Raw genomic sequence first — 9,240 nt, 5'->3', positions numbered from 1 at the left:
ATAGGGCTGGGTGGGCGCGAGCCATTCGCCAGGCTGCGGGCCCTGCGGCACGCGCACCTCGACCACGCGGGTCAGCGGCTGGCCGGTGCGGCGGTCGAGCACGAAGATCTGGCCACGCTTGGTGAGCTGGACCAGCGCCGGCGCATGGCCACCCTTCACCGGGAAGTCGATCAGCATCGGCTGGGACGGGACGTCGTAGTCCCAGACGTCGTGGTGCACGGTCTGGAAGCGCCAGCGCTCGCGGCCCGTGGCGGCGTCGAGCGCGACGACCGACGAGGCGTACTTCTCCGACGCGACCGAGCGGTGCGAGCCCCAGTAGTCGGGCGTGGCGTTGCCGATCGGCAGGTAGACGAGGTTCAGGTCGCGGTCGTAGGCCGGCGTCGACCACATGTTGGGGGTGCCGCGGGTGTACGTCTGGCCCTCGGGCGGCAGCCTGGTGATCTCGTGGTTGCCGGCGTCCCAGGCCCAGGCCAGTTCGCCGGTGCGCACGTCAAAGGCGCGGACCACGCCCGACGGCTCCTGGAGCTCCTGGTTGTCGGCCACCCAGCCGCCGATGATCACGACGTCGCCGGCGACCGTGGGCATCGAGGTCTGGAAGTAGAAGCCGCGCTTGATGGGGCCGATGCCCTGGGTCAGGTCGACGACCCCGTCCTTGCCGAAGCCCGGGCAGCGCTGGCCGGTGTCGGCGTCGAGCGCGAAGAGCTGGGCGTTGATGGTCGAGGACAGGATGCGCTTGCGGCAGAGCGGGCCGGCCGGCGCGGGCGCCGCGGCGGTCTGCACGGCCTTCGGAGCGGGGGTGGCGGCCTTCGGCGCCGGCGCCTTCGCGGCGGGCGCGGCCTTGGCGGGGGGAGCCGCCTTCGCCGGGGGCTGAGCGCCCCTGGCCGGGGCGGCGACCGGGCTGGGCACGCCGGCGACGGCGACCTTGGGCTGGGTCCCGTCCCAGTAGCCGACGCCGCGGCAGCGGTTCCAGAAGAACGGCTTCACCTTGGGATCGTGGCGCCACTTCTCCTTGCCGGTGTCGGCGTCGACCGCGATCACCACGTTGGTGGGCGTGCAGACATAGACGGTGTCGCCAACCATCTGCGGCGTGTTCTGATCCTGGTTGCCGCGGTGGGGCGTCTCGCCGGTGCGGAAGGTCCAGGCGACCTTCAGCTCGTCGACGTTCTCGCGGTTGATCTGATCGACCGGCGCGTAGCGGGCGCCGCCGGGATCGCGGCCGTACGAGCGCCAGTCCGAGGTCTGCTCGGCCGCCGGCGCGTTGGCGCGGACCTGGGCGGGGACCGCCGCCTGGCCCCAGGTGTAGGTGGACGGGATCGCCGCCCCCAGCGTTCCGACCATGACCACCGCGAGCACCGCCACGGCGAGCGCCGATTGCATGCGCAGGAGCCCCTTGGGCGCCGTGGGGATGACCAGCAGGATGAACAACCCGAGCACCGCCGGCGCGAAGAGCCGCGGCAAGAGTGGCCAGAACTGGAAGCCGCCTTCCCAGAGGCCCCAGACCAGGGTGACCGCCAGGGTCGCGGCGTAGACGAGGCCGGCGGCCGGGTGGCGGCGGACCAGCATCACCCCGCTGGCGATGATGGCCGCGCCGGCGAACAGGTAGTAGGGCGAGCCGCCGAGGTAGATCAGCCAACCGCCGCCGCCGAGGATCGCCACGCCCACGAGGGTGACCAGCGCGCCGCCGACCGCCGCCCAGATCCGAGCGGGCCAGCCCGCCGCCATGTCCGACGCCATCCGTCTCCCCCGGGAACTCTCTTGGGGCGCGACCTTAGGCAGAATCGGCGCCCCTATGAAGTAGGCTGGACCCGGCGGGCGCGGCGCGCGAATATCGTACGCACTCTTCGAAAAATCCAGGCTGGGGAAACGCCGATGACGAGACGCATGCTGGCCACGCTCGCGATGGGGGCCGTGCTGGGGATGGGCGCCGGGCAGGCGCAGGCCCAGGCGCCGGCCAAGAACGACTATTCGAAGCCCGACGCCTGGCTGTGCTGGCCGGGCAAGGCGGGCGACGCCTGCTCGGTGGACATGACCGCCACGGTGGTGAACGCCGACGGGTCGACGGCCGTGGAGAGCTTCAAGGCCGACGCGAAGGCGCCCATCGACTGCTTCTACGTCTACCCGACGGTGTCGACCGATCCGGGCGTGGTCTCGGACATGACGGCCAACGCCGAGGAGTTGAACGTGGTGCGCCAGCAGCTGGCCCGCTTCGGCTCGAAGTGCCGGATCTTCGCGCCGCTCTACCGCCAGTTCACGTTGACGGCGCTCAGGGCCATGGTGGCCGGAACGCCCCTGCCCGGCGCGACCGACCCGGGCGTGCGGCAGGTGGGCTACAACGACGTGGTCGACGCCTGGAACTATTACCTGGCCCACGAGAACAAGGGCCGCGGCGTGGTGCTGATCGGCCACTCCCAGGGCTCGGGCCTGCTGCAGCGGCTGATCCCGGCCGAGATCGAGGGCAAGCCGGTCCAGAAGCAAGTGGTTTCGGCGCTGATCCTGGGCTCGAACCTGGGCGTCGAGAAGGGCAAGGACACCGGGACGTTCAAGACGATCCCACTCTGCAAGTCGGCCCGCCAGATCGGCTGCGCCATCAGCTACGTGACCTTCCGCGACACCATGCCGCCGCCGGGCAACAGCCGGTTCGGCAAGATGCAGGTGGCGACGATGGAGGCGGCCTGCACCAATCCGGCGGCGCTGGCCGGCGGCAAGGCCGAGCTGAAGGCCTACCTGTCGAACACGGCGAACATCGCGAGCTCGGCGGCGCCCCCGCCGACCTGGGTGAAGGATAAGCCCAATCCGAAGACGCCGTTCGTCACCCTGCCGAGCCTGATCACCGGCCAGTGCGTCTCGAAGGACGGGTTCAGTTACCTGGAGGCCCAGGTGAACGCCAACCCGGCCGACCCGCGCACCGACACCATCAACGGCGACGTGGTGGGTCCCGGCGGCGTGGTCGCCAAGGACTGGGGCCTGCACCTGATCGACGCCAACATCGCCATGGGCAACCTGGTCGACGTGGTCGGCGAGCAGGCGAAGGCTTACGCGGGCAGAAAATAGAACCGCGGAAAGGCGCGGAACGCGGAAGGGCTTGCGTCGCCTTCCGCGTCCTTCCGCGTTTTCCGCGGTCTGAGTCCTAGCGTCCGGTCAGCTTGCGCCCGGCGAAGATGCCGAGGGCCAGGAAGATCAGGAAGCCGATGACGGCCAGGAAGAACAAGAGCTTGGCGATGCCCGCCGCAGCGCCGGCGATGCCGCCGAAGCCGAGCGCGGCCGCCACGATGGCGACGATTGCGAAGATCAGGGCCCATTTCAGCATGTGAGGTCTCCTCGGAAATCCCTTGCGGCCTGCAAACGCCGGCATGGCCGCGCTGTTCCGACTGGCGCCAAATCCTTGTTTCCCCCCAAGCCTCGCGGGAGCGAGGCCCGTCACTTTTGCTAGGTTGAGCGAAACCCTTGGTTTGCGCGGCGTGAGCCCTGATCTAAACCGGCAGCGATGGCGAAGAACCCGGAAAGCCCCCTCGAGCCCTTCAAGCGTGCGCTGGCGCACGCGGCGCGATCGCTCGCCGAGACCCCGGACCTGGAGATCGTCTACTCGGGCGAGGGCCCGCAGCTGTCGGGCAATCGCGCCGTGCTGCCGCACCCGCCGCGTGACCTGACCCCCGAGGACGCCGCCCGCATCCGCGGCCTCGCCGACCAGATGGCGCTGCGCATCGCCCACCACGACCCGGCGGCGCACGCCAAGACCCGGCCGCACTCCGGCGGCGGCCAGCCGATCTACGACGCCCTGGAGCAGGCCCGCATCGAGGCCATCGGGGCCACCGCCATGGGTGGCGTGCGCAGCAACCTGCGCGCGGTGATGGACCACAGCTGGTCGCGGCGCGTGTTCAACGAGGTCGAGGCCATGGCCAACCCGCCGCTGGCGGAGGTGGTCAGCCTGATGGTGCGCGAGCGCCTGACCGGGGAGCCGCCACCCGCCATGGCCCGCGCCCTGGTCGAGATGTTCCGCGGCGAGGTCGAGGCCAAGGCCGGCCCCGACCTCGACCGGCTGGAGGGCAACCTCCACGACCAGAAGGCCTTCGCCCGCGTGGCCCGCGCCATCATCCGCGACCTGGAGATGGGCGACGACCTGTCGGACGCGCCCGACGAGCCCGACGACGACGCCGAGGGCAGCGAGGAGGGCGATCCCGACGCCTCCGACAAGGACGACGACGGCGAAGGCGAGAGCCAGTCGCCGCAGCAGTCGGCGATGGACGACGACGAGACCCAGTCCCGCGAGGCCGAGGACGCCGACAGCCAGATGATGCAGTCGGAAGAGGACCCCAACGCCGACGACACGGACGAGCCGCCGGAAATGGGCGACGGCGAGCAGCCCGCGCGGCCGGACCCGTCGGGCGACAACCGGGCGGTCACCTACAAGGTCTTCACCACCGGCCACGATGAGGTGGTGGCGGCAGAAGAGCTCTGCGACCCCGAGGAGCTGTCGCGGCTGCGCGCCTACCTGGACCAGCAGCTGGCCAGCGTGTCGAACGTGGTCTCGCGCCTGGCCAACCGGCTGCAGCGCAAGCTCTTGGCCCAGCAGAACCGCGCCTGGAGCTTCGACCTCGAGGAGGGCATCCTCGACACCTCGCGGCTGACCCGCGTGATCACCGATCCGACCGCGTCCCTCGCCTTCAAGGAGGAGGAGGACACCGAGTTCCGCGACACGGTGGTGACCATCCTGATCGACAACTCGGGCTCGATGCGCGGTCGCCCGATCATGGTGGCCGCCGTCTGCGCCGACATCCTGGCGCGCACGCTCGAGCGCTGCGGGGTGAAGACCGAGATCCTGGGCTTCACCACCCGGGCCTGGAAGGGCGGCAGCTCGCGGGAGGACTGGCTGAAGGCCGGCAAGCCCGCCCAGCCGGGCCGCCTGAACGACCTGCGCCACATCGTCTACAAGGCCGCCGACGCGCCCTGGCGGCGCTCGCGGCGCAACCTGGGCCTGATGATGCGCGAGGGCCTGCTCAAGGAGAACATCGACGGCGAGGCGCTGATCTGGGCGCACCACCGGCTGATCGGCCGGGCCGAGGCGCGGCGTATCCTGCTGGTGATCTCGGACGGCGCGCCGGTGGACGACTCGACGCTGTCGGTGAATTCCGGCCATTACCTGGAGCGCCACCTTCGCGAGGTGATCACCGAGATCGAGGCCAAGAGCCCGGTGCAGCTGATCGCCATCGGCATCGGCCACGACGTGACCCGCTACTACAAGAACGCCGTGACCATCGTGGACGTGGAGCAGCTGGCCGGCGCCATGGTCGAGCAGCTGGCCGACCTGTTCGACGAGGAGGTCCGCAAGGTCACCCGCCGCAACGCCAACCTGCTCAGCGCGCCCCCGAACACCCAGGGGCCGCAGGGCGGCGGCGGCATGCGCCGGTCCACGTTCAAGGAAGTCCGGAGGGCGACCGCTTGAGGCGGCGGGCGGGGCTGCTGGCGGCGCTGTCGCTTGCGGCCTGCGCACCGCAGGTTCCCGACCGATTGCCCACCGCCCCCCTGCCCTACGGCGCCGGGATCTCGATCACCGCCGAGCCGGCGGGCCCCGCGCCCGGGACGACGATGGCGCCGGGCTGGGCCTTCGCGGGCGGCTACAAGCTGAATTCCGCCGAGACCTCGCGGCTGCACGGCCTGTCCGACATCAAGGTGTGGCCCGACGGCCGGCTGCTGGCGGTGGGCGACCAGGGCGACCTCCTGGAAGCGCGCCTGACCTTCGACGCCAAGGGCTGGCTCGCGGGCGTGGCAGACGCTACGCTCAAGCCGGTGCTGGGCGAGGACGGGCAGCCGATCACCAGCCAGGGCGACCGCGAGTACGACGCCGAGGGAATCGCCGAGTTCCCCGACGGGAGCCGGCTGATCAGCCTCGAGCAGCACGACCGGGTGTACTTCTATCCGAAGGGCCAGACGACGCCGCGGCCGGCGCCGATGCCGGGGATCAGTATCGTCTTCAACAAAGGTATGGAGGCGCTGGCCGCCTGGCCCGCCGGCGGGGCCGACGGATACCTGCTGGGTGTCGAGGGCACGGGCGAGGTCTTCCGGTGCCGAGTCACGGGCGCCTGCACCGCCTACGGACGGGTCGACCTGGAAGGCCTGGAGCTGACGGCGCTGGCGCCTTTGCCGACCGGCGGCGTCGCCTACCTCCTTCGCGGCTACAACCCGCTCGCGGGCAACCGCATCATCATCAAGGTCATCGGCGCCGACGGCCGCGAGGTCGACCGCCTGCAGATCGCCCGGCCGCAGGTGGTGGACAATTTCGAGGGCCTGGCGGCGGTGAAGCGGGGCGACGGCGTGCGCTTCTACCTGCTCTCGGACGACAACTTCAACTCGACCCAGCAGACGCTGCTGTTCGCGGTGGATTGGACGCCGCCCCCCTAAGGACGAGGGCGCCCTATTTGGGCCCCTAACCTCCCCCGCAAGCGGGTGAGGTTTGAGAAAAGAAAAGGCCGCCCTTTCGGGCGGCCCTCTCGGAACGACACTCTTGTAAGCGCTTAGGCGGCCGCTTGTTCGGCCAGCTTCGCCTTCACCTGGCGCTTGATCTTCAGGGCCTTGGACGACAGCACCTCGTCCTTCGCCTTCAGGAGCACGACGTCGAGGCCGCCCTTGAAGTCGAGGGTGCGCAGCGCCGCGTTGGTGATACGCAGGCTGAAGGTCTGGCCCAGCGCGTCCGACTGGACGGAGGCGGCGACCAGGTTCGGCATGAACCGGCGCTTGGTCTTGATGTTCGAGTGGCTCACGTTGTGGCCGACCATCGGCCCGACACCCGTGAGTTCGCAGCGGCGCGACATGGCGAGACTACCTTAGCAAGAAGCTGGGCTTCGCAAGAAACAGGGACGCGACGGGTTTGAGGTCCCGCGCGAAGAGCGGGCGATGTAGAGGAAGGGCCCGCTCGCGTCAAGGTGAGCCGCGCAGGAAGCCGATCCGCCGCAGTCTAAGGCGAAGCTTCGTAGTGCCGGCGCGCGACTCAGCTACAATATGTCGTAGGGAACGAAAGCTGAATCGGTGCGAGTCAGTGATTCGGCCATGATTCGTTTCGCCCACGTTCCCGGGTTCCCGCGCGCGCCGTTAAGCTCTGCTGCTGACGCCTAGTCGGCGGTGGCAAGGACCGTCGTGGGCTCCACCGGGCGGTATTCGGCGGTGATGATCTTCTGGGCGTCGATGCGGACGCCGCGACGGTCGATCACCTCGAGGTGCACGTGGTCGGTCATGCCGCCCGGGTACTTGCGCTGCAGCGACCGGGCTGTGCCGATCGGCTTGCCCATGGCCACGGGTTCGCCGACCTCGACCTTGGGGTTCACGTAGAACACACGGGCGGCGATGCGCAGCGCCGGGTTGGTGACCTCGACGAACTTCAGGTTGGCGTCGCCGGAGTAGGCGTAGCCGATCTTGGTGACATAGCCCGAGATGGGCGAGGCGACGGGCTGGCCGGCCTTGGCCACGTAGTCCACGCCCTCGTGGCGGCGCGAACCGCCGTCGCGACGGGCGCCGAACTCGCCCTCGCCATAGGCGTCCTCGCCGCGCGGCGCCTGGCCGGTGGGATTGCAGATGTCGGCGCGGCCGTCGCCGTCGAAGTCCTCGCCCTTCCAGACCAGCTCCAGCGGGGCCGGCGCAGGCGCCTCGGGGGCGACCACGGACACGGCCTGCTCGACGGCGGTCGCGACGACGGCGCGGTGCTCGGGCTGGCTCAGGGGGGCGGCGGCTGCGGCGGTGGCCGCTGCGCAGCCGATCGCGGCGATGATGATCAGAGGCCGCTTTTCGGCCAACTCACGGAGACGCGCACGGACGCCCGACTTCATCCGGAACCCTTCACTCAAAAATGCGCCCTCGCCGGACTGTCGCCGGTCTTTCGAGGCGGTTTGACTGGAACGCCGCGCGATTGGGGGGACGCGGCTATGGTTAAGGGTCCTGGCGTCGGACCGCGGCGGAAAATGGGCGAACGCGGTAAACAAACCATGTGGCGGGTCGCCGCGCCCAGGGAACCCGCGTCGGATTGCGCCGTTACGCCGCACGTGTTACTAACTGGCCGGTCAGTTATTTAGAGTCAGGCTAGAGATGGACGCAGGCGCTCCCAAGTTCCGCAGACGCAAGGCCGACCGGCCCGAGGAGATCGTCAACGCTGCGCTAGCGGTGTTCGCGGAGAAGGGCTTCGCGGCGGCCAAGCTGGAGGACATCGCCCGTCGCGCCGGCGTGTCGAAGGGCGCGGTCTACCTCTACTTCGAGACCAAGGAAGAGGTGTTCCGCGCCGTCGTGGAGCGCGCGATCTCGCCCAACATCGGCATGATCAAGGCCATGGTCGCGGCCCATCCCGGTCCGCTCGCCGACCTGCTGCGCGGCGTCACCGGCCACATCGCCGGCGTCGTCGAGACCACGCCGCTGGGCGGGGTGATCAAGATGGTGGTGGGCGAGGCGCGGAACTTCCCCGAGATCGCCCGGGTCTGGCACGACGAGCTGATCACCCACGCGCTGGGCGCCATGACCGCGGCCATCGAGGCCGCCCAGGCGCGCGGCGAGGTGAAGCCGGGCGACCCGCGCACCTATGCGCTGCAGGTGATCTCGCCGCTCTTGGTGGGCGTGCTGTGGCGCGAGACCTTCGTGCCCGTCGGCGCCCAGCCGTTCAACCTGCCGGCCCTGCTCCACCAGCACATCGACACCCTGCTGTGCGGGATGCTCACCGAAGGAGCCCGCGCATGAAGCGCCCGCCCGTTCTCGTCGTGGGCCTGCTGGCCGCCGCGGCCGTCACCGTAGGCCTGATCATCTGGATCCCGCGGATGGGCCAGACGAAGACCCTGTCCGGCTACATCGAGGCCGAGCCGCTGTACCTCGCCGCCCCGGTGGCCGGGACGGTGCGCGTGGTGCACGTGGCGCGCGGGCAGGAGGTGGCTGCGGGCCAGCCGCTGTTCGTGGTCGACCCGGCCCAGGTGCGCGCCCAGTACGACCAGGCCGCCGCCGAGGCCCGGGCCGCCGAGGCGCAGGCGCAGGACGCGCGCAAGGGCCAACGACCGCTGGAGCTGGCGGTGTTCGAGGCCAACATCGCTGCCGCCGAAGCCCGCGCCCGCGACGCGCACGCGGACCTGCGCCGCGTCCAGCCGCTGGTGCGCCAGGGCTGGTATGCGCCCGCCCGCCTGGACGATGCGCGGTCCGCCGCCGACGCGGCCGACGCCCAGGTGCGGGCCGCGAAGCGCCAGCGCGACGCCGCCACCCTGGGCGCGCGCCAGGACCAGG

9 protein-coding genes are annotated in these 9,240 nt (G+C 70.5%); 5 read left to right on the top strand and 4 right to left on the bottom strand.

Annotated features, from left to right (window positions below; all coding sequences use genetic code 11):
- On the bottom strand, positions 1–1,734 hold a 1,734-nt coding region (locus tag VGD44_RS25295), incomplete at its 3' end, for a PQQ-binding-like beta-propeller repeat protein (protein WP_331091348.1).
- Positions 1,735–1,869: 135 nt separating this feature from the next.
- On the opposite strand from VGD44_RS25295, the gene VGD44_RS25290 reads away from it, so the two are divergent.
- Positions 1,870–3,051, top strand: coding sequence for a DUF3089 domain-containing protein (locus tag VGD44_RS25290; RefSeq protein WP_331091346.1), 1,182 nt, complete (start codon positions 1,870–1,872; stop codon positions 3,049–3,051).
- 76 nt (positions 3,052–3,127) lie between these two features.
- Here the strand turns inward: VGD44_RS25290 and VGD44_RS25285 are convergent, their stop codons facing one another.
- Entirely contained in the window at positions 3,128–3,307 is a 180-nt protein-coding gene (locus tag VGD44_RS25285; RefSeq protein ID WP_331091344.1) for a DUF1328 family protein, read from the bottom strand.
- Between the two features lie 177 nt (positions 3,308–3,484).
- Between VGD44_RS25285 and cobT the strand changes: the two genes are divergently transcribed.
- Positions 3,485–5,440, top strand: coding sequence for a cobaltochelatase subunit CobT (cobT, locus tag VGD44_RS25280; protein ID WP_331091342.1), 1,956 nt, complete (start codon positions 3,485–3,487; stop codon positions 5,438–5,440).
- A complete protein-coding gene (locus VGD44_RS25275) occupies positions 5,437–6,396 on the top strand; it encodes an esterase-like activity of phytase family protein (protein ID WP_331091340.1) in 960 nt (319 codons plus the stop codon). Before cobT ends, VGD44_RS25275 begins: the two co-directional genes overlap by 4 nt.
- 113 nt (positions 6,397–6,509) lie before the next feature.
- Here VGD44_RS25275 and rpmB read toward each other — a convergent pair whose 3' ends face one another.
- Together rpmB and VGD44_RS25265 are read right to left on the bottom strand one after the other, a co-directional pair.
- Positions 6,510–6,806, bottom strand: a complete 297-nt coding sequence (rpmB, locus tag VGD44_RS25270; protein WP_331091338.1) for a 50S ribosomal protein L28 — start codon at positions 6,804–6,806, stop codon at positions 6,510–6,512.
- Between the two features lie 297 nt (positions 6,807–7,103).
- Entirely contained in the window at positions 7,104–7,814 is a 711-nt protein-coding gene (locus VGD44_RS25265) for a M23 family metallopeptidase (RefSeq protein ID WP_331091336.1), read from the bottom strand.
- A 256-nt stretch (positions 7,815–8,070) separates the two neighbouring features.
- Between VGD44_RS25265 and VGD44_RS25260 the strand changes: the two genes are divergently transcribed.
- The gene (locus VGD44_RS25260) at positions 8,071–8,709 is read left to right on the top strand and encodes a TetR/AcrR family transcriptional regulator (RefSeq protein ID WP_331091334.1); all 639 of its coding nucleotides are present in this window, start codon (positions 8,071–8,073) and stop codon (positions 8,707–8,709) included.
- A partial coding sequence (locus VGD44_RS25255; RefSeq protein ID WP_331091332.1) for a biotin/lipoyl-binding protein occupies positions 8,706–9,240 on the top strand: 535 nt, incomplete at its 3' end. The genes VGD44_RS25260 and VGD44_RS25255, both read left to right, overlap by 4 nt.

The sequence above is a fragment of the Phenylobacterium sp. genome, assembly GCF_036402295.1.
Taxonomy (GTDB): Bacteria; Pseudomonadota; Alphaproteobacteria; order Caulobacterales; family Caulobacteraceae; genus Phenylobacterium.
Note: the sequence above shows the minus strand (reverse complement) of the source record. Positions and strands in the feature narration are given on the sequence as shown.